Origin of the sequence: Paenibacillus sepulcri (genome assembly GCF_042647105.1) — a bacterium.
In the GTDB taxonomy this organism is placed as follows: Bacteria; Bacillota; Bacilli; order Paenibacillales; family Paenibacillaceae; genus Paenibacillus_Z; species Paenibacillus_Z sepulcri.
Map to the genome: position 1 here is coordinate 4,105,735 of NZ_JBHRUP010000001.1, position 20,736 is coordinate 4,126,470.

Genomic DNA, 20,736 nt, shown 5'->3' on the forward strand with positions numbered 1-20,736 from the left:
ATATACATTTTTCGAAAATGTGTTGCTTGTGAAATGGAAGAGAGATGATTATAATTTTCTACATTACGTATAGTATACAACAAAGTGTTTATTAGTTTCACGATGAATTTGAAGGGATTGAGCAGGATGAGTAAAGATTTAGCCTTTGACAGTTCTTCCATTAAGAAAGGCCCACTATTGTTTGTCATGATTCTGGGGGCGTTCATCGCCGTTTTGAATCAGACCATTATGAGCGTCGCGCTGCCGGAGCTGATGGTCGACTTTGACATTGCGGCGTCTACGGCTCAATGGCTGACAACCGGCTATATGCTGGTTAACGGGGTTTTAATACCGATTACCGCATTTCTGATGCAGCGGTTTACGACTCGTGAGCTGTTCCAGTCAGCCATGATTATTTTTCTTGGAGGAACGATTGTTTCGGCCGTTGCCCCCAATTTCGACGTTTTGCTCGCCGGACGCCTGATTCAAGCCGCTGGCGCAGGTATTATCATGCCGCTGCTGATGACGGTCATCCTGACCGTTTTCCCGGCCGACAAGCGGGGAGCCGCCATGGGAATGGTCGGGTTCGCCATTATTTTTGCCCCTGCTATCGGGCCTACTATTGCCGGGTATATTATGGAGAATTATTCCTGGCGCACGATGTTTTATGGAATGACTCCGTTTGCCGTTATTGTTATTATTGTCGCCTTTATTTATCTGAAAAATGTTGCTGAACGAAGCTATCCCAAGCTCGACATTGGCGGTGTCATCCTCTCGACAATCGGGTTTGGCGCACTTCTATATGGCTTCAGCAGTGCTGGAAGCAAGGGTTGGTCCAGCGCAGAAGTGATCGTATCTCTTGCTGTCGGTGTTGTTTCCTTGATTGTGTTCACCTGGCGGCAGCTGGTATCCAAGAGCCCGCTTCTTGATCTCAGGGCGTTCAAGCACAGCATGTTCTCCCTGACGACTATCATTAATATTGCGGTTACGATGGTCATGTATGCAGATATGATGCTGCTTCCCCTGTATTTGCAGAATGCGCGTGGATATACAGCTCTGGAGTCCGGGCTGCTGATGCTCCCCGGCGCACTTCTGATGGGCGTTATGATGCCGGTAACAGGCAGGCTGTTCGACCGGTTCGGAGCGAAGTGGCTGTCTATTATCGGAATGGCTATCACCATTGTGACGACAATCGGCTTCGTTAATCTAACCGATTCCACCAGTTATACGTATTTGGTGCTCATGTCCACAGGACGGCGCTTCGGGATGGCCATGTTCCTGATGCCGATTACAACGGCTGGCCTCAACCAGCTGCCTAAAAGACTGTATGCGCATGGTACGGCCATTTCCAACACCATCAAGCAGGTGGCGGGCGGGATAGGTACTTCTCTGCTTGTCACGATTATGACGACCAGAACCAAGACTCATCTTCAGGATATGGCCGCTGCAGGCGGCGCAGGCACACAGGAGCATATGGTGATGGAGGCCTCTATTCAGGGTATTAATGATGCGTACCTTGTTATTATTGGAATCGGAATAGTCGGTCTCCTGCTTTCCTTCTTCATTAAACGTGTAGGACAGGCCGATGAAGAAGAAACCGGAGTCACACTGAAACAAACAAGGGCAGTTGAGTCATAGGAAGAGGACCGGATGAGACACAATGGACCCGGCGTATACGGATGCTCAGGTTCTTGAATGTTAATGTTACAGAAGAGCTTCTCCGCTTCGTATAGCTGGAGAAGCTCTTCTGTTTGTTGGGGGGAGTTTGACACCGCCGAAGAGTGGATGGAACAGGAAGTAAGCTGAACCATTCACAAATAGTGGTAAGGACGCGACTTAAATGTAACGGCTCCGTTTGTTGTTGTCCCTTTTGTATAAAGTGGACATAAAATTTCCCCGTCGTGGTCATTTGACCGCTGACTCGTCTCCGCATCGCCCAACTATGTGTTTTTCGCTCCCATTTTCCCCTTTTCTCAGGAGATGTCTCCTACCCTGCGGGGGGTGAGGCTGGTATATAATCGAATCAGTCTAAATTCATGAAATGGGAGAGAAAGCGATGAACCAACTATGGTGGAAACAGCCGACTCGCGTCATTCAGACGAATTTGCAGGTTCGCGATACGGCGATGATCGAACCGCGGAGGCTTGCCAGGCAGATGAAGGAGCTGGGAGCGACCGCGCTTGTCTTTAACGTTGGCGGCATTTACGCATGGTATCGTACGCAGGTGCCTTTACATTATCAGAACGAATTTTTGCCTACGGATCGCGATTTGCTGGCGGAAGTCATCGAAGCCTGCCACAGCGAGGGCATCCGCTTCATTGCGCGCTTCGACTTCAGCAAGGCGGACGACGGCATTTATCAGCGCAGACCCCAGTGGTTTGTGAGAAACCGCAACGGTGAGCCTCATATCTCGGGCAGCCTGCGGCCGGGACCGTGGTCCCTGCTCATGTCCACCTGCATCAATACGCCTTATCGAAATGAAAGCGTCGCCATTCCGGTGCTGGATGAGGTGCTTTCCAATTACAAGGTCGATGGCATTTTCTTTAACGCGCCGCAGTACCTGGAATGTTACTGCGATTTCTGCCGCCGCAAGTACCGGGAACGCTATGGCCGCGACCTGCCCGGGTCCTCGGAGCAGTTCGAACCCGACTGGGCTTCCGCAAGCCTGAAGGACAACATGAGCCTCATCTACAGCTTCGTCAAAGAGAAAGCACCCGATCTGCCGATGATTCTGTACTATTTCTACAAGGATGATCTGCATGCGCGCGCCGCGACAAGCGATATCATGTGCACGGAAGCGCAAAACATCCTGTCGCGGGGCCATAAGGAAGCCCCCGAATTCTGGGTTCCGGCGGCCAACGTCAAGATTGGCCGGACGCTTATCGACAAGCCCGCGGCATTCGGGATCGTACACTCCAGTCCGGGTATGGATTGGCGGCATACGGGACTGCCGGCCGCGGAGTATTTGTTCTGGATGAGCCAGGTTCCCGCGCACGGCGGCCAAATCTGGCACTCGCTGACCGGGATCCCGGACACCATCACGGACAAACGGATTTTGTCTGCCGTTGCGCAGATGAACGCCATGGTCGCGAAAGTCGAAGCTTATTTGCACGACGCGGTGCCGCATTCACAAGTGGCGCTGATGTGGGAATCGGAGAGCGCCAGCGAGGACTGGGCGGACGGACTGCTGAACACGCAAATTCCGTTCGATCTGCTGCTGGAGGAACAAGCGACGGCGGACCGGCTGAGACCCTATTCGGTGCTCCTTATACCGGATGGCTTCTCGCTGACGCCGCGATTGGTCCGGGAGCTTCTTGCTTACGTCGACAAGGGGGGCCGGCTCGTCTTCGAGGGTGCGATCGACGAAGCTTATCCGGAGCTGTCCGATTTGCTCGGGATCGGGCGGGATTCGGCCGCTTCGGGCGAATCGCTGGCCGCCTCGTATCTCCGGTTCGAGGGTGCGGACAATCCGCTGCAGCGGCAGCTGGAGGAGACGGAGCTTATCCCGCACCGCGGACGGGTCGTCTACTGCACGCCTTTGCCGGATACGGAGGTGCTGGCGACGCTGGTGCCGCCGTTCTCGCCGATGGAAAGCGTAGGCTCGCCGCCGGAGCGGGCGTCGATGGCGGTCGGCCGCACCGATCTGCCGCTGGTCTGCGTCTCCGCTTATGGACAAGGCAAGGCGGTCTATCTGCCTTTCTCCTTGAGCGGGTTGATCAGCCAATATAAGCTGCCCGATCATTATATTCTTCTGGCTAATCTGATGGACATGCTGCTTGGCGGGGACAGATGGATTCGCGTCAGCTCCTATCCGGGGCTGCAGGTTGCGGCGTTCCGCAAAGAGGGGCAGTACCTCGTCAATCTGGTCAACGGAACGGGGCGCAGGCCCTTGGCGGTAAACGTGCCGCTGCGCGGCGTACAGCTCGTCATGCATCTGCAGGCGGCCGAGGCCTCACGGCTGCAAGGCGTACGGCTGCTCATTTCGGAGAAGCCGGCGCCGTACACGCTGGAGGACGGCCAATTGACCGTTGTACTGGACGAGCTGACCATCTGGGAAAGCGTGCTCGTAGAGCTTGAGAGCTGACAGCACAATGAAGGAAGGGCTCCGCCGTCCTCTGGCCTGCACAGCAAGTATCCAGTCTGGCGATTATTCGGCTGAGACAACAGCGATCCAGTCAAGTGACAAGCGGTAGACATGCTCGGAGCACTTGCGAGTATGTATCGGAAGACGTTCGCGCATGCGCGGCCAGATTTTCTCACCGGAATTTAGATGGAGAGGGAGGACCAAGATATGAAGCGGTTTGGCGATGATAGGGATGTGTTTTTTGAGCGGCGGTTCGGGATGTTTATTCATTGGGGGTTGTACGCGATTCCCGCGTGGCACGAACAGATTTTATGGCGCGGCAAAGGGATGATGACGCGCAAGGAATACGAGCAGCTCATTCATCAGTTTAATCCGGAGGAGTTTGATCCGGATGCCTGGATCGACATGGCGCAGGCGGCCGGCATGCAGTATATGTGCATCACGACGAAGCATCATGATGGCTTCTGTTTGTGGGACACGAAATATACGGACTACAATATTATGAACAGCCCGTACGGCAAAGATATATTGGGAATGCTGGCCGAAGCGTGCGCGCGGCGGAATTTTCCGCTTAGTCTCTATTACTCTTGCCCTGACTGGCACCATCCGAATTACCCCAACCTGGGCCGGCATCATGAGATGTTCGGAGCCCGCGCGGGGGACGACCACGACATCCACAAGTACTATGATTTCGTCCGCAAGCAGGTCGAGGAACTGTGCACGAGGTACGGGAAAATCTATCAATTCTTCTGGGATGTCAACGTGGCTGAGCACTACGATCCGAGCCTGAACGAGATGATCCGCGAGCTGCAGCCGGGCATCCTCATCAATGAACGCGGACCGGGACCGGGCGATTACAACACGCCGGAGCGGGTCGTGCCTGAAGGCAACGAGTTCGACAAGCCGGCGGAGGCGGTTCAGTCGCTTGGACGGGAAAGCTGGGGCTACCGGGAGAATGAGGACTACTACCGCTACAAATATGTCATGCAGAGCGTGGACAAAGTGCTGGCTATGGGCGGCAACTATATGCTGAACGTCGGGCCGAAGGCCGATGGCACATTTCCGGCGGAAAGCGTCGCGGCGCTGAAGGAAATCGGCGGCTGGTACAACCGGATTAAGGAAGCCTTCGATGGGACTTTTCCGGCGTCCTCGCTGGTGTACAAGGATGAGATCGTCACCTCGGCCGGCCACCGGATCGAGCGGGATCATGTGCTGGCGACGAAGCGGGACCACATGCTGTATATTCATCTGTACCGCGACATGCAGACGACGGCGGTTGTGCTGAAGCCGTGGGATGTCGTGCCGAAGCGGGCGGTTCTGCTCAACGACGGCCGGGAGCTTGAGACCAGCGTCGATTTCACGCCGTGGTACTGGAGGGAAAAACCGTATTTGCGGATTCGGAACGTTCCTGTCAATGAGTTATCCGATGAGGTGTTGGTGATCCGGCTCGAGTTCGATGAAGCGTTAAGCGAATAAAGGTTGAGCAGCGTCCGCGCGTTTGCGGATATTCCTGCATATATAGCAGCCCGGTCGTCTCCTGTAGAGGAGATTGGCCGGGTTTTTGGTTTGTTCGTCGGATGCGGTCCGGTAGGATGGATCGAATGCAGAGAAGCAAGCGTGAGCTGAGGCGGTTAGACGGAATCGGGACGCCCCTGTGTGATTTTGAAGAATGGATTCGGAGAGAATCCTCCACAAACAGTGTTAAAGTGGACAGTTTTTCGAACCGGATAGAGGATTTGCTTTCATAATAATGAAATAGTATACAAGAGCAAAGCCTCTTATACAGCTGGAAGACAACTATATTGAAATCATAGTGATACAATGAATCATAAAACCTATGGCGTGCTCGCCCATACGGAAGCGGGCTTGACACTCTGGATTGGAGGGGAGGAGGCAGAAGCTTTCAATTTCATATGAATTGACGATCGGAGAGGCGGCTATTAAACTAGGATTAATTATTTGTAAACTAAAATAGGACATAGAAAGAGGGTATTGATAATGAAGAGGAAAATGTTGGCGACTATTGCGCTATCTACTGCTTTATTGCTTACTGCAGCCGGCTGTGGAGGAGCCAAAGAGGAAAACGCCGGTTCATCCAGCCCCACAAATACTTCAACATCAGAGAGCCCTGCGGCAACAAACTATTCGATCGGTATCTCCCAATACGCGCCGCATCCTTCCCTGGATGCAACCAAAGAAGGTTTTCTGGCAGCGCTTAAGGATGCGGGCATTGTTGAAGGCGAGAACCTGAAAATCGATGATAACAACGCTCAGGGAGAGTCAAGCAACAACCTGTCAATCGCCCAGAAATTTGGTTCGGAGAAGTTCGATCTGGTTCTGGGCATTGCCACTCCTTCCGCACTGGCTCTTGCTGATAATGTCAAGGATAAGCCTGTCTTATTTGCGGCAGTTACCGATCCGCTTGATGCCCAGATTGTGAGCGATCTGGATAAACCGGGCGGCAACATCACGGGAGCTTCCGACTCGAATCCGGCGGCCATTACGCAATTAATGGATTTCATTGCCGAGAATTTTTCAACTGTTAAATCGGTCGGCGTTGTCATCAACGAAGGGGAATCCAACTCCGTGATTATGGCGAAGCAAGCAGAAACAGCCTTGGCCGCCCATGATATCAAGTTAGTCAAAGCGCCGGTTACCAACACCTCCGAAGTCCAGCAGGCGGCGCAATCCCTGGTTGGCCGGGCGGACGCCATTTACATCACGCTGGATAATACAGTCGTGAGCGCCGTGGATGCCATTATTAAGGTAGCTGCCGATAACAAGCTTCCATTCTTCTCCAGTGACCGGGATACGGTAGAAGCTGGAGCTTTTGCAACGGTGGGATTCAAATACTACGATCACGGATACCAGGTTGGCCAAATGGCTGTCGACATTCTGAAGAACGGCAAAAACCCGGGGGATATGAAAATCACCATACCGGACAAGCTGGATCTGATTCTTAATCTTAAAGCAGCGGAAGCATTCGGAATCACTGTGACGGATGCAATGAAGGAAAAGGTACAGGATAAGGAAAATAATATTATTCAATAATTGCAATCGGGGTGGACGGCTCCTGTCGTTCACCCCTTTTCTCTTTTATTAAGGAGGGCATAACATGATTCTGGCCATACAAGGGGCAAGTGAGCTTGGTCTTTTGTACGCTGTAATGGCACTCGGGGTTTATATTACATACCGCATTCTGGACTTTCCCGATTTGACTGTCGATGGCAGCTTTACGACGGGCGGCGCCATAGCGGCGATTATGATTACACATGGCTATGATTCCTGGATCGCCACCATAGCGGCATTCGCTGCTGGACTGGCCGCCGGAGCGTGTACGGGTCTCCTCCACACGAAAGGGAAAATAAACGGGCTCTTATCCGGAATTCTCATGATGATCGCCTTATATTCCATTAATCTGCGGATATTGGGTAAACCTAATATTGGCTTCTCCAGAATCGACACGATGTTCACAACGATTTCGGAGGATAAATACATTTATATGACCGTTCTGATCCTGGCTGCCTTGATTATCAAGCTGCTGCTGGACGCTTTTCTTCATACGGACATCGGACTTGCGCTTAGAGCGACTGGCGACAACGCCAGAATGATCCGCAGCCTGGGTGCGAATACGGATAATACGACGATTGTCGGCGTGAGCCTGTCGAACGGATTGGTTGCTGTTTCCGGAGCGCTGATTGCACAACAATCAAGCTTTGCGGATATCAATATGGGGGTCGGGATGATTGTCCTTGGACTGGCTTCGGTTATCATCGGCGAGGCGATATTCGGCAATAAAACGGTATTTCGGGCGACGCTTGCCGTTGTTCTTGGAGCCATCCTGTACCGAATCATATACGCCTTGGCCTTGCGTATCGAGTGGTTGGAAACATCAGATATGAAGCTGATTACGGCTCTTATCGTCATAATCGCGCTCTTGCTGCCTACCATTCAACGTGCGTTGAAGCAAAGAGGTCTTGCCCGCAAACGGGCATCTGAATTGTTGACTGCCTCCAGCAAGGGAGGGAGCGCATAATGCTGCAGCTAACGGATATTACCAAGCTGTTTAACCCTGGCACCTCAGATGAGAAAATCGCGTTAATGAATATCAGCTTGCAATTCAAGCCTGGCGATTTCGTTACGGTCATCGGAAGCAACGGAGCGGGCAAGTCCACTTTGATGAACGTGATATCCGGTGTTATGAAGCCCGACCTCGGCGAGGTACGGATCGAAGGCAATGCCATTCAGCAGCTTCCGGAATACCGGAGAAGCCGTTGGATTGGAAGGGTATTTCAAGATCCGATGGCGGGTACAGCTCCCCGGATGACGATCGAAGAGAATCTCGCTATGGCCCTCTCGCGGGGGAAGAAACGGGGGCTCGGCCGGGGCGTTACTTTCACGAAGCGCGGGATCTTCCGGGAACAGCTGCAGCGCCTTGGCATCGGTCTGGAGAATCGCCTGAACGCCAAAGTCGGGCTCCTGTCGGGAGGAGAGCGCCAGGCGCTGAGCCTGTTGATGGCTACATTCACGAAGCCGCAAATCCTTCTCCTGGATGAACATACGGCGGCTCTTGATCCCGCAAGGGCCGAGCTGATCACCAGCCTGACGGAGAGCATTGTCCGCGAGATGAAGCTGACAACCTTAATGGTTACCCATAATATGGAGCAGGCAATCAGGCTTGGGAACAGGCTGATCATGATGGACAAAGGACGCGTCATACTGGATGTTCCCGAGGAGCGGAAAAGCAGCCTGACCGTCTCGCAGCTGCTTGGCGAATTCGAACGGATCAGCGGACATCAATTGTCGGATGACCGGATCGTGCTTGGCTAGATGAAACCAGACTATAGTGAAATCAAGGGGATACGATGAATCATAAAACGATTGGCATGTTCGCCCATGTGGATGCGGGCAAGACCACCTTTGCCGAACAGCTGCTTTACCATACAAACAGCATTCGGGAGCGGGGCAGGGTCGATCATAAGGACGCTTACCTCGACAGCCACGACATCGAGCGGGCAAGGGGCATCACCGTATTTGCAGACCAGGCCGTCATGTCGTATAAGGGATCAACCTATTATTTGATCGATACGCCAGGGCATGTCGATTTCTCGCCGGAGATGGAACGGGCTGTCCAGGTCATGGATTATGCAATCCTTATCATCAGTGCGGTGGAAGGTGTCCAGGGTCATACCGAAACGGTCTGGCAGCTGCTTCACAAGCATCGCATTCCGACGTTCTTCTTTATCAATAAAACAGACCGGGTTGGCGCGGATGCAGACAGAGTCATCGAGGAAATCCGCATGCATCTGACAGAGGATGTGTGCATGCTGACGGGGAACTTCGCGGATGGCGAGATCGGGGAGGCTTTGCTGGAAAGCATGGCGGAGCAGGATGAACAGTTATTGGAGACGTTTATCGCGGGAACGGGGGACCAGGCATTCTGGCTGCGGACGCTGCAGGCTAAGATCCGCGGCCATCAGCTCTTTCCTTGCGCAAGCGGCTCTGCTTTGCAGGATATTGGCGTTGTCGAATTTCTGGATCAGCTGCATCTGCTGACGACAGTGGATTATGACAGGCAGGCTCCGTTCGGGGGACGCGTCTATAAAATCCGCCATGACCACAATGGTGTGCGGCTGACCTTCATCAAGGCGTTAAGCGGGACGCTGAAGGTTCGCGATGAGCTGTGCTATAGGGGCGGAGATGTGCAAATTTGCGAGAAGGTGACACGGCTTCTCATCTTCAACGGTAGCAAGTCGCATACGGTCGATCAGGTCTCGGCGGGCGATCTGTTCGCGTTAACCGGGCTCTCAAGTGCCGAAGCCGGACAAGGCCTCGGCATCTATTCGGACAAGCTGGCCTATGAGCTGGTGCCGACGCTCACGTCGAAGGTGATTTTCGCCGATTCCCTGAACGCGAAGGATGTGCTGAAAGCCTTCCGGATCCTGGATGCGGAGGATCCGTCTCTGAATGTCATCTGGGAGGAAAGCCTGCAGGAAATCCACATCCACGTTATGGGTCTTATTCAGCTTGAAGTGCTGGAGCAGCTTGTGGCGGAACGATTCGGAATCGGCGTCTCCTTCGGCAGCCCGGAAATTCTGTATAAGGAAACGATTGGGTCGACCGTGAACGGATACGGCCACTTCGAGCCGCTCAAGCATTATGCGGAGGTGCATCTGCGGCTGGAGCCGGGGGAGCGGGGCAGCGGCATTACTTTCGTGAACGCGTGTCATGTGAGCGATTTGAGCGTGGGCAATCAAAATCTGGTCCGAACCCATCTCTATGAGCGGGATCACCATGGTTTATTAACGGGTATGCCGCTTACCGATATCCGGATTACGCTGTTGAAGGGCGGCGCGCACAATGAGCATACGCATGGCGGCGATTTTCGCGAAGCGGCCTTCCGCGCGCTAAGACAAGGCCTGGAGAAAGCGGAAAACCTGCTGATGGAGCCTTACTATGATTTTAAGATTAAAGTGGAAGCGGACGATATGGGCAGGGTCTTATCCGATATTCAGCGGGCCTCCGGTCAGTTTGATCCACCGCAAACCACGACCGCCCATGCTGTCATTACGGGCAGAGTCCCTGTAGCCACCTTTATGAAGTACAGTACGGAGCTCGCTTCTTTTACGCATGGCAGAGGGAGCGTTCATTTCGTCTTCGGGGGCTACGATCGCTGTCATAACGAACAAGAGGTCATCGAGCGAAAAGGCTACCGGAAGGACGCGGATCCGCTGTACAGCTCCTCTTCGATTTTTTGCGCCAAGGGACATGGTTACACGGTGGCTTGGGATGAGGCGGAGGCGAAGATGCATCTGCTGTAATATACAGGCGCAGCGGAACATGACATTCACTGTGATGATAAAATGTTACCTGCCGCAAATGATAGCATTAAAGTAGAAGCCAAGCTCCCGGGCTTCTATTTTTTTTGCGGCGGCCGGATGCAGCAGCATGTTTTTTGTCGCGTTTGGCCCGAATTTTGTCATTTTGCTGTCATTGGTCATAGATATACTTGTATCCGGAGAGCTATTGACATAGTGGGTACTAAAATCAGATGGAAAAGGAAGATAGACAATGAAACGTTATTCGAATTACTCGGTAGTTTTAGTCTCGGTCTTGATCATGCTTGTGTTAAGCGGGTGTGTGGCGACGAATCTGGGGTCGGTTGAATTTAGAACTGTTCAAGGGGTTAGCTTTACGGATTCCGAGCAGGTGTACGTAAGATATTCGACAGGAGAAACCGCAACCGCATCATTCAATCCAGCCAATCCGGCGCTAATAACCGTGCCGACTGCCACTGAGAAAACCATCGTAGGCGGTTATTTGAGCGACGGGAATATAAATTGGGTTCCGACTCATAGCTATCAAATCCCCAATACTATTAATATGAATGATATTTCGCTGCTGAAACCAACGCACCCTGTACGTTATGTTGTTCAAAATGGACCTGTAATCAATAGCACACATCAAGGGTTTGTATGCGTGACATTCGACGTATATGGAGCCGATGGCCAGCTGGTGACGGGCCAATCAGAGGTATTTGCCCATTCCTCCGATCCCGATGTTACATTCTATAATAATGATCCCGGCGATACCAGCTATCAAGGAATATACACAAGGACCGACACGGTAAAGGAAGGATTCTCCTCATACACAGTCAATGGAAAGGTGACCTTCGAGATTCAGTCTGATATTGACAGCTTCTCCTCCATCCCTCTTTCCTTATACACGGGTTCCAGTCTAATCTATGACCCGATAATTAGTCAGGCTGCTTATTCGTTGGCGATCGGATTTGCTTCCGGCGATACGGAACAGCATGTTACTCAGGATTTGACGCTGCCGGTTACGGGGGACAATGACATCGATATATCATGGACGAGCAGTGACCCGGACGTTGTCTCTTCGGCAGGAACCGTGAATCCTCCCAGTGCAGATACCGATGTGACGATGACGGCTACCGTGTCCAGCAACGATCTATTTACGCAAAAAACGTTCAACCTGTCTGTAGCCGGCAAAAGCGACAACAATTTGTTGAGCTCGCTGGATCTAGGCGGCATTACGCTGGACCCGGTGATGAGTGCCAATGTTTATAACTACACAGCAGATGCGACCAACGATATCGCTGAGACGACGGTCGCTTATACTACGGCAGAAAGTCATGCCACGGTTGCGCTGCTGCTGAATGATGCCCCGGCAAGCAACCCGGTTAGTCTGGATGTAGGCTTTAATGCGATTAAAGCCGTCGTTACAGCTCAGAATGGAAATACACAAACCTATACGGTTACGGTTATCCGGGCTGCGGCACCTGTTATCCCGCCGGATCCAACGCCAGCGCCGGACCCGACACCAACACCGGACCCGACACCAACGCCGGATCCAACGCCAACGCCGGACCCGACACCAACGCCGGACCCGACACCAACGCCGGACCCGACACCAACACCGGATCCAACTCCAACGCCGGACCCGACACCAACGCCGGACCCGACACCAGCGCCGGACCCGACACCAACACCGGACCCGACACCAACGCCGGACCCGACGCCAACGTCAAACCCGGCACCAACGCCGGACCCGGCGCCAGCACCTGCCCCGGCGCCAGCACCTGCCCCGGCGCCAGCACCTGCCCCGGAGACAAGTCCCTTCTCCTCGTCCGTCGTAAATAAGGAGCAGCTCTTCGCCAGCATTCAGGAAACGCTGGCAGCGAATAAAGATGCGAAGGTTTCATTCACAGATACCGCGTCACATTGGGCAGCCAATGATATCGCGCTGGCCATGCGCCTGCAGATAATCGCAGGCTATCAGGACGGCAGCTTCAAGCCGAACGCCTCCGTATCCCGCGCCGAATTCAGCGCCATGATCGCAAGAGCCTTCCATATGACGGCAGGCAGCAGCCAAGTCTCGTTCAGCGATATCGGGGAACAGAGCTGGTCCACGTCATATATTGAGATATTAGCTTCCAACGGGATTATAGGCGGTTATCAGGACGGAACGTTCAAGCCGGGCCAAGAGATCACGCGGGCAGAGATGCTGACGATCATTTCCCGGATCCTGAATTTGAAGCAAATGAGCCATGAGGGGCCGGCTTCCAGCTTCAAGGATGTCAATAGCGGGTACTGGGCTCAAAAAACCATTGGGGACGCAACGGCCGCAGGTCTCGTGCAGGGCATAGGCACCGATAAGTTCGCGCCGGACAGTAAGGCCACCCGTGCCGAGGCGTTAAGTCTGATCGTCCGTTCGTTGAAGACGGATCGAAGCATTGAGGAGCTTTTGCAATAGGATCCACCTGAATAACACTGCAGCCGCCGGCTGCAGTGTTATTCAGGTTCAGGGAAGGAGCGGAGCTATAACGACAAGTATTCAGTACCGGAATTTACCCCCCATCAACCTCCTAATTACCAGTTGCCATTCACCGGGATCATGCTATACTTTTTAAAAAAAGCAGCAGCAGGGGGACTACGGCATGAGGGGTCTGAACAAAGCCGTCTTTAAATCGATCCGGTTTAAATTATTATTTGGCGTCCTTCTCATCACCATCCCTCTGATTGGATTGCTGATCAGCAACAATCTCTATGCGATAAGCGTTGTTCATAATCAGGTGATGCAGTCCAACGAGAATATGATGAGCCTGTATATGGGGCAAATCGATGCCAGCCTGAAGGAAGTGGATAATTACCTGTATTCCCTGGCTGCCGCGGATACGGACCTGCTTCTGCTGGACAGGCCCGCGGAACGGAATAGAAATGAATACAATATTGCGAAAATTGCGATTTCGAATAAAATTACAAGCGATATCACCTACTATAAATCGATTGATTCCTTCATTGTCTACTCCCAAACAAACGACGATATGATCATCACGGAAAATTTGAATATATCCTATGCGTACCGCAAAAGCCTGGACGACAGCATCCAGGATTGGCTTAAAGCGGATAAGAAAGAGAATGAGATCTCCAGGGACCGCTGGAGTTCCCACAGGATCGGAGACGAGTATTTCCTGTATCATATCGTGAAGGCCGGTGATGTCTATGTCGTGGGCTGGGTCAATGTCAAGAAGATCATGGTTCCTCTGGAGCTGATTCGGCTTGGACAGGATGGAAGAGCGATCCTTATTGACGACACGGGCAATACGGCCATGAGCGATCAGGATTTTATTAACAAGCACCAAATCAATCTGGCATCGGACGACTTGACCGGTTCCGGCGGCGGCAAATTCCTGGTTGCGCAGGCGAAATCAAGCCAGGGAGCATTCAGATTGGCCGCCATTATTCCGGACAGTGCGATTCTGGAGAGGCTGCCTTATTTTAAAAATATTATTGCCCTCATCTGCATCGGTTCTCTGATTGCGCTCCCCTTCATTGTCCTGGCCTTCCGAAGGATGATTCTGCTTCCCGTCAAACGTATTATGCTTGCGATGAAGCAGGTGAAAAACGGTTATTGGGAGACGAGAATTGAACAATTCTCCTCCTCGATGGAATTTGAAGTGATGCACGAAACCTTCAACACGATGATCGGGACGATCCAGGAATTGAAAATCAACGTATATGAGGAGAAGATCAGCAAGCAGACCGCCGAGCTAATGCATTTGCAGCTTCAGATCAATCCCCATTTTTTCATGAACACGCTGAATATCATTTATAATTCCGCCCAGGTGCGGAACTACCCCATTATTCAGGAAATGTCGCTCTCCCTCGTCCATTATTTCCGGTATATGCTGTTTCAGGGCGATAAGATGAAAGTACCGCTCCGGGATGAGATCGAGCAGATTTTCAATTATCTCCGCATCCAGGAAATGAGATACGGAGAAAGCCTGACCTATGACATTGCGGTGCCGGAGGAGCTGATGTCCTGCCTCGTGCCGCCGCTGCTCATTCAGACCTTCGTGGAAAATACGATCAAGCATACGCTGACGATGGATGAAGCGATTCATCTCCAGATAGACATCGTCTGCGCGAACCCGGATCGGACGAAGATGCAGCTTCTCATTAAGGATACGGGCAGGGGCTTCCCCGATGAGATCCTGCATAAATTGTCCTTGCAGGAGGATCTGCGAAGTGAGACGGGCGAGCATGTAGGGATCTGGAATGCCAGGCACAGGCTTCGACTGCTGTATGGAGAACATGCGGAGATTACATTTGCCAACGGAGAAGAATGGGGAGCTGAAATTCGAATTATGCTTCCCCGGGCAGAGTAGCAAGGGGGAGGTCATCTATGTATCAGCTGCTAATTGTAGACGACGAGGCCTATACGGCCAAGGTTATCGCGGAAGGCGTGCAGTGGGAGCGAATGGGAATCTCAACGGTACACATCTCGACGAATATCCGGCGCGCCAAGGAGGTTATCGCGCATCATCAGGTCGACTTGATCATCTGCGATATTGAGATGCCGCAGGGAAGCGGCCTGGAGCTGTTGGAGTGGGTGAAGGAGCATGAGCCATCAATCGTTTGCATTTTCCTGACATGCCATGCCGATTTCAAATATGCCCAACGGGCGGTTCAGCTCGGCAGCTTTGAATATTTGCTGAAACCGATACAGTTCCCCGAGATTGAGAAGGTTGCCGGCAAAGCGCTCGCAGCGATCTCCGTTGAACGGGAAAAGCTGTCTGATCGGGAGAACTATTTAAAATATCATGAGTTATGGTCATCCCATGAGCCTGTGTTTATCGAGCATTTCTGGCGGGATCTGCTGACTGACATCATACCTCCTAAGCCTCGCAATATCCGGGAGTATCTTGCCAAGGGAAACATCGCTTACAGTGAAGAGGCGAAGCATCTGCCCGTGTTGATACGGATCCAGCGCTGGCATATGGAAATCCCCGTCCATGAAGCGCAAGCAAGGGAGCTTCCCCTGCAAAACGTCATGAAGGAACTGCTGGGGGAACACCGCATCAAGGGGCAGCTTGTGCAGGTGAACCGAGAGGTGCAGCTCCTGATCATGGACGATTTGGCCGATGATGTGTCTGCTCCCGGAACGCTCCAGTTTCTCCTGCGCACATTCATCAGCGTATCCGGCGAATATTTGAACTGCGACCTGTGCTGTTATGTCGGGGAAGCTGTGCCCGCCCATGAGATGGCAGCTATGTATAAGGCTCTTATGAATATGGATGCCGACAATATCCGGAAGAAGAATCAGGTGCTGACCCTTTCGTATAAGCCGCTGCCCAATGCCGGCAAGGCCGGTAACCTGGAGCCTCCGATGCATGTCTGGATGGAGCTGTTAAAGCAAAATTCGGAAAAAGAGCTGTTGTCCGAAATTCATGTCTATTTGAATGCCCCGGATCGGGACGAGCGCTTGAGCGCGAAATGGCTGCGGGAGTTTTATCAGAATTTCCTGCAAATCGTCTATCATGTGCTTCATCTGAAAGGGCTGCAGGCCCATCAAATTTTTGAGGAGCATATGGAAATTTCCCTTAACGCAACGCGTTCCATCGACCATCTGTTTCAGTGGATTCAAGTCCTGGTGCGCCAATCGGTTCAGCACGCGCGGGATGTGGAGAAGACCGTGAACGTGGTTGAAAAGGCGAAATCCTATATGATGCGCAACCTGTCGGATGCCGAGCTTTCCCGGGAGGATATCGCTGCCCATGTATACTTGAATCCGGACTATTTGACCAGGATCTTCAAGAAAGAGACGGGGATGACCATTTCCGACTTCGTGGTACGGGAACGGATGGAGCTTGCAAAGGAGCTGCTGCGCAAGACGAATAAACATATTAACAGCATCGCAAGCTCCATCGGATATTCGAACTTTTCCCATTTTTCCCGTATTTTCAAAAAGAGCACGGGGCTTACCCCTCAAGAATACCGTCACACCCACGATAAATAGGAATGGAATACAGTCGGGAGCGCAGCGCTTCCGGCTGTTGTTTTATCGCATTATGTCATAAATTCTAACATGTCGGAAAACGCACAGCGATTAGTCGGGATACAGGTAGAGAAGACAGAGTGAAATTGATTATGATGAGTCTATCTACAAGGGAGGTTAAGTGACATATGAAAAAAAGAAAAAGGATTACTGCGCTGTTTGTCTGTACGCTCCTGGTAATGATGATGTTAGCCGCATGCTCCGGCAACGGCTCCGGCAACACCCAGACATCGTCAGGCTCCGATCCCGCCCCCGAAGAAGATCTGTATGAAATTACAATGGCTTACCCGGGGGTCGACCAGAAGGATATTTCGCTAATTCAGGATGAGATGAACAAGCTGATCAAGGATAAGATCGGAGCGACGGTGAAGCTGCTGCCGATCAGTTTCGGGGCATGGCAGCAGCAAATCAACCTGATGCTTTCCTCCAATGAGAAGCTGGACATTATGACGGTGCTCGGCAGCGACTACGCCACGCGTGTCGCGAAGAGTCAACTGGTGCCATTGGATGACTTGCTGGCCCAGAGCGGACAGGACATTCTGAAGGCTGTCGAGCCATCCTATCTGGATGCCGCCAGGATTGACGGAAAAACCTACGCGCTGCCGAGCATTCGGGACTTCGCAGCCGGCCCGGGCATTCTCATGAGAAAGGATTTGGTCGATAAATACAGCATTGATGTGAGCAGCATCAAATCCTATGAGGACCTGAGCAAGGTTTTCGAAACGATCAAGAAGAACGAGCCTGATGTCACACCGCTTGTTCCTCTCAGCGGGAGCAGTATTTCCCTGACCTTAACGGATTTGATGGATACCAGCGACTTCGACACGCTGGATGATTCGATCGGCGTTCTTCCCGATCTGGATAATAATCTGAAAGTTGTAAATCTGTTCGAGAACGCCAAATATCAGCAGCGGCTGGGCCTTGTCAGACAATGGTATCTGGACGGGTACATTTCGAAGGACGCTGCGACGTCGAGCGACAGCGCTCAGACCTTGATGGGTGCGGGCAAAGCTTTTGCCTATTTCTGCAGAATCAAGCCGGGCATCGAAGCGCAGGAAGCGGCGGCGACAGGCTATGAGCTGGTATCCGTGCCATTCGCCCAACCGGTGACCCAAACGAGCAATATTACGATCATCATGCAGGGCATTGCGCAAAATTCCCAAAACCCGGAGAAAGCGATGCAGTTTTTGAATCTGTTGTATTCCGACAGCCAGCTGCTCAATCTGCTTGATTATGGAATAGAAGAGAAGCATTATATCAAGACATCCGACACCATGATCGATTATCCTTCGGGCATAACCGCGGCTACCAGCGGATATACGAATTCGGGTATATTTTTCGGAAATCAATTGATCTCCTATGTGTTCAAAGGCAATGAGCCGGATATTTGGAGCAAGCTGCAGGAGTTCAACCAAAGCGCGAAGAAATCCAGAGCGCTTGGATTTACCTTCAATGTGGAGCCGGTGAAGACGGAATCGGCAGCCGTGCTGAATGTCCTTAATCAATATAAGGGCGGGCTGGAAACCGGAACGCTGGATCCGAAGGAAACGCTCCCGAAATTTATGGACAAGCTGAAGGCGGCCGGATTGGACGCCATCATGGCCGAGAAACAGAAGCAGTTGGACACTTGGGCTCAGAACAACCAATAATGGCTGGTGTATGTGTATCCCTATAAGGAGGAATAAAGATGGTTCACATTTTGTTAATAGGCTGCGGCGCGATGGGCGGCGTTCATGCGTTCTCTTATCTGGGTCTGCCCGGGGCGAAGCTCGTCGGTATCGTCGATAAGAATCTGGAGAAGGCAGAGCAATTGGCGGGGCATAACGGAGCGAAGGCGTTCAGCACGATCGAAGAGGCCCTTCAGACGTTGGAAAGGGTCGATATTGTTGACGTATGCGTCCCTACCTATCTGCATAAAGAGTATGTGATGAAAGCGGCGGAGCAGGGAAAACATGTGATTTGCGAGAAGCCGCTTGCCGGAAATCTGCCGGATGCCATGGAGATGATGGAGTACTGCAAATCCCAACAGGTGCGGCTGTTCGTCGGACATGTCGTGCGGTTCTTTCCGGAATACGAGAAGCTGAAATCCCATCTGGACAGCGGATCGATCGGAGAAGCGGGCGTCGTCCGGATGAGCCGCGTCGGACAAATGCCAAGAGGATACCAGGACTGGTACGGGAATACCGCGCTCAGCGGCGGTGTAATCATGGATTTATCCATCCATGACATCGATTTCCTCCGATGGTGCTTCGGCGATGTGGAGCGCGTTTATGCGAAGAGCCTGCATGGACGTGAGAGAAATACGACGAAGATGGACTATGGATTGGTCACGCTCCGCTTTAAGAACGGTGTGATCGCGCATGTCGAAGGCTCCTGGGCGCATGAGAATTTTTCAACGAAGGTGGAGTTTGCAGGCTCTGGAGGGATCGTCGATTATGACAGCGACCGGGATAAGCCATTGACATTAACCCGCCGTAAGACCAAGGAAGCGGCCGAAGGCGTCTATGTGCCGGTGAGTCCGGTCGAGCCTAATCCTTACGCCCGTGAGCTGCAGCATTTCATTGAATGTCTTGAGACGGGCGCCATTCCGAGAGTAACGGCGGAAGACGGCTATAAGGCCATAGAAATCGTGCTTGCAGCCATCAAGTCGATGGAAACGGGTCAGCCGGTTACGCTGGGCGTTCACGCATAATGTACTCAAATAAGGAGGGGCAATCCATGAAGATAGGTATTATCAGTCTCGCGCATTTGCATGCGGTTGGCTATATAAGCGTCATTCTCGGAATGAAGGATGTGGAAATTGTCGGAGTTGCCGACGAAGACCAGGAAAGAGGCAGGCAGTGGACCCAGCAGTTCAAGCTTCCCTATTTCCAGAATTATGAGGAATTGCTGAAGCAGGACGTCGACGTTGTCATCGTAACCTCGGAAAATGTAAAGCATCATGAGCATGTCCTTGCTGCGGCGCGTGCCGGCAAGCATGTATTATGCGAGAAGCCGCTCGCGACCAACCTGAAGGACGCCCAGGAAATGATCGATGCCTGCAAGGAGAACGGCGTATTTCTCAGCACGGCCTTTCCGGTCCGCTTCAGTACGCCTGTTGCGGCAGCCAAGAATGCCATTGACCTCGGGCAAATCGGGAGCATCCTGGCCATTAAAGGAACCAATCACGGATTTATTCCGGGAGGCTGGTTTACGGATCCTTCGTTATCGGGGGGAGGAGCGGTTATGGACCATACCGTGCATCTGGTGGATTTGATGAGATGGTTTATGGGTTCCGAAGTGAGAGATGTCTATGCAGAGCATGACAGCCGCTTCTCGGACAACCCGATTGATGATTGCGGCATCGTTACTTTGGAATTTGAGAACGGCGTCTTCGCTACGATCGATTGCAGCTGGTCCCGCACCAAGGCCTACCCGACCTGGGGGGATGTAACCATGGAGATCATCGGAACGGACGGCATTCTGCTGGTGGATGCTTTCGGTCAGAAGGTCAATCTGTACAGCGAAACCGCAGGCGTGAAATGGGATCCCTGGGGAGACAACATGGACGCGGGATTGCTTCTACACTTTATCAACAGCGTCCGGGAAGGCAAAGAGCCTTTGATCACGGGTCTCGACGGCCTGCGGGCTACGGAGGTGGCGTTAGCCGCTTATCAAGCCGCCGAACAGAAGACAACGGTCGTGCTCCGATAAGAGCAAGACTGATCCACGATACGTTCGAAAACTGTGATCCGCGCTGCTTGGCGGCATGAATGGCGGGTCACTTTTTTTTGAACGGAATAAGGCATACCGCCTCTGAAAGGGGATTTTGA

Annotated in this window: 13 protein-coding genes; all 13 read left to right on the forward strand. The window is 52.4% G+C overall.

Annotated features, from left to right (window positions below):
* Positions 1–126 precede the first annotated feature (126 nt).
* The 13 genes from ACFOLF_RS18185 (at position 127) to ACFOLF_RS18245 (ending at position 20,617) form a co-directional block, all read left to right on the forward strand.
* The gene (locus ACFOLF_RS18185; protein WP_210039264.1) at positions 127–1,617 is read left to right on the forward strand and encodes a DHA2 family efflux MFS transporter permease subunit; all 1,491 of its coding nucleotides are present in this window, start codon (positions 127–129) and stop codon (positions 1,615–1,617) included.
* Positions 1,618–2,035: 418 nt separating this feature from the next.
* Positions 2,036–4,063: a hypothetical protein gene (locus tag ACFOLF_RS18190; protein ID WP_210039263.1), complete on the forward strand. Its 2,028-nt coding sequence runs from the start codon at positions 2,036–2,038 to the stop codon at positions 4,061–4,063.
* Between the two features lie 207 nt (positions 4,064–4,270).
* On the forward strand, positions 4,271–5,539 hold the full coding sequence (locus ACFOLF_RS18195) for an alpha-L-fucosidase (RefSeq protein WP_210039262.1): 1,269 nt from the start codon (positions 4,271–4,273) through the stop codon (positions 5,537–5,539).
* Between the two features lie 522 nt (positions 5,540–6,061).
* A complete protein-coding gene (locus tag ACFOLF_RS18200; RefSeq protein WP_210039261.1) occupies positions 6,062–7,114 on the forward strand; it encodes an ABC transporter substrate-binding protein in 1,053 nt (350 codons plus the stop codon).
* Positions 7,115–7,178: 64 nt separating this feature from the next.
* The gene (locus ACFOLF_RS18205; protein WP_210039260.1) at positions 7,179–8,099 is read left to right on the forward strand and encodes an ABC transporter permease; all 921 of its coding nucleotides are present in this window, start codon (positions 7,179–7,181) and stop codon (positions 8,097–8,099) included.
* Entirely contained in the window at positions 8,099–8,893 is a 795-nt protein-coding gene (locus tag ACFOLF_RS18210; RefSeq protein ID WP_210039259.1) for an ABC transporter ATP-binding protein, read from the forward strand. Before ACFOLF_RS18205 ends, ACFOLF_RS18210 begins: the two co-directional genes overlap by 1 nt.
* Positions 8,894–8,928: 35 nt before the next feature.
* Entirely contained in the window at positions 8,929–10,884 is a 1,956-nt protein-coding gene (locus tag ACFOLF_RS18215; protein WP_210039258.1) for a GTP-binding protein, read from the forward strand.
* A 250-nt stretch (positions 10,885–11,134) separates the two neighbouring features.
* Complete coding sequence (locus tag ACFOLF_RS18220; protein ID WP_210039257.1) at positions 11,135–13,339, forward strand: S-layer homology domain-containing protein; 2,205 nt, start codon at positions 11,135–11,137, stop codon at positions 13,337–13,339.
* Positions 13,340–13,523: 184 nt separating this feature from the next.
* A complete protein-coding gene (locus ACFOLF_RS18225; RefSeq protein WP_210039256.1) occupies positions 13,524–15,254 on the forward strand; it encodes a sensor histidine kinase in 1,731 nt (576 codons plus the stop codon).
* A gap of 17 nt (positions 15,255–15,271) precedes the next feature.
* Positions 15,272–16,885 carry a response regulator gene (locus ACFOLF_RS18230; protein WP_210039255.1) on the forward strand — a complete coding sequence of 538 codons (1,614 nt, stop codon included), beginning with the start codon at positions 15,272–15,274 and terminating at the stop codon, positions 16,883–16,885.
* A 167-nt stretch (positions 16,886–17,052) separates the two neighbouring features.
* Positions 17,053–18,573: an ABC transporter substrate-binding protein gene (locus tag ACFOLF_RS18235; protein WP_210039254.1), complete on the forward strand. Its 1,521-nt coding sequence runs from the start codon at positions 17,053–17,055 to the stop codon at positions 18,571–18,573.
* A gap of 38 nt (positions 18,574–18,611) precedes the next feature.
* On the forward strand, positions 18,612–19,616 hold the full coding sequence (locus ACFOLF_RS18240; protein WP_210039253.1) for a Gfo/Idh/MocA family protein: 1,005 nt from the start codon (positions 18,612–18,614) through the stop codon (positions 19,614–19,616).
* A gap of 26 nt (positions 19,617–19,642) precedes the next feature.
* Positions 19,643–20,617 (forward strand): Gfo/Idh/MocA family protein, encoded by a 975-nt coding sequence (locus ACFOLF_RS18245; RefSeq protein WP_210039252.1) that lies wholly within the window; start codon positions 19,643–19,645, stop codon positions 20,615–20,617.
* Positions 20,618–20,736 lie beyond the last annotated feature (119 nt).

What these genes read in the sequence shown, in the direction of transcription:
- ACFOLF_RS18225 (WP_210039256.1), top strand. Translation starts at nt 13,524, where the DNA reads ATGAGGGGTCTGAACAAAGCCGTCTTTAAATCGATCCGGTTTAAATTA.
- ACFOLF_RS18230 (WP_210039255.1), top strand. Translation starts at nt 15,272, where the DNA reads ATGTATCAGCTGCTAATTGTAGACGACGAGGCCTATACGGCCAAGGTT.
- ACFOLF_RS18190 (WP_210039263.1), top strand. Translation starts at nt 2,036, where the DNA reads ATGAACCAACTATGGTGGAAACAGCCGACTCGCGTCATTCAGACGAAT.
- ACFOLF_RS18235 (WP_210039254.1), top strand. Translation starts at nt 17,053, where the DNA reads ATGAAAAAAAGAAAAAGGATTACTGCGCTGTTTGTCTGTACGCTCCTG.
- ACFOLF_RS18185 (WP_210039264.1), top strand. Translation starts at nt 127, where the DNA reads ATGAGTAAAGATTTAGCCTTTGACAGTTCTTCCATTAAGAAAGGCCCA.
- ACFOLF_RS18245 (WP_210039252.1), top strand. Translation starts at nt 19,643, where the DNA reads ATGAAGATAGGTATTATCAGTCTCGCGCATTTGCATGCGGTTGGCTAT.
- ACFOLF_RS18215 (WP_210039258.1), top strand. Translation starts at nt 8,929, where the DNA reads ATGAATCATAAAACGATTGGCATGTTCGCCCATGTGGATGCGGGCAAG.
- ACFOLF_RS18200 (WP_210039261.1), top strand. Translation starts at nt 6,062, where the DNA reads ATGAAGAGGAAAATGTTGGCGACTATTGCGCTATCTACTGCTTTATTG.
- ACFOLF_RS18240 (WP_210039253.1), top strand. Translation starts at nt 18,612, where the DNA reads ATGGTTCACATTTTGTTAATAGGCTGCGGCGCGATGGGCGGCGTTCAT.
- ACFOLF_RS18210 (WP_210039259.1), top strand. Translation starts at nt 8,099, where the DNA reads ATGCTGCAGCTAACGGATATTACCAAGCTGTTTAACCCTGGCACCTCA.
- ACFOLF_RS18195 (WP_210039262.1), top strand. Translation starts at nt 4,271, where the DNA reads ATGAAGCGGTTTGGCGATGATAGGGATGTGTTTTTTGAGCGGCGGTTC.
- ACFOLF_RS18205 (WP_210039260.1), top strand. Translation starts at nt 7,179, where the DNA reads ATGATTCTGGCCATACAAGGGGCAAGTGAGCTTGGTCTTTTGTACGCT.
- ACFOLF_RS18220 (WP_210039257.1), top strand. Translation starts at nt 11,135, where the DNA reads ATGAAACGTTATTCGAATTACTCGGTAGTTTTAGTCTCGGTCTTGATC.